Origin of the sequence: Staphylococcus sp. GDY8P47P, assembly GCF_016892225.1 — a bacterium.
Lineage (GTDB): Bacteria > Bacillota > Bacilli > Staphylococcales > Staphylococcaceae > Staphylococcus > Staphylococcus borealis.
This window is the reverse complement of the sequence record NZ_JAFENV010000039.1, coordinates 685-1,147: the sequence shown is the minus strand read 5'-3', so window position 1 is coordinate 1,147 and position 463 is coordinate 685. Positions and strand designations below refer to the sequence as shown.

The 463-nt window shown below is 44.3% G+C and carries 1 protein-coding gene; it reads left to right on the top strand.

From position 1 onward, the window contains the following. Positions 1–463 (top strand): Ig-like domain-containing protein (locus tag JVV30_RS13340; RefSeq protein WP_239469381.1); only part of this gene is annotated, 463 nt, incomplete at both ends.

Sequence of the window (463 nt, the reverse complement as noted above, 5' to 3'; positions counted from 1 at the left end):
AACAGGAGCAGTAACAATTCCGGACTATCCAGCGGATAAAGACCAACCAACAATTACGGTGGATGACGAAACACAATTACCAGACGGTAATACACCAGGTACAACAGAAGTAGATGTGACAGTGAAATATCCAGATGGTACGGAAGATCACATTAAAGTACCTGTAATAGTAGGAACAGATACAGTAGCACCAGATGCACCAACAGTGGATGTCCCAGAAGCAGGAGCAGATACAGTAACTGGAACAGGAAGTGAACCAGGCAATACAATCACTGTAACATTCCCAGATGGAACAACAGGAACAGGAACAGTAGGTGAAGATGGAAGCTGGAGTGTAGAGGTACCAGGAGGTACAGAATTAAACAACGGTGATAAAATCACAGCAGTTGAAACAGATGACGCAGGTAATGTATCAGACGAAGGCTCAGCAATAGTTGTTGATGATAGTGACGCAGATGCGGAC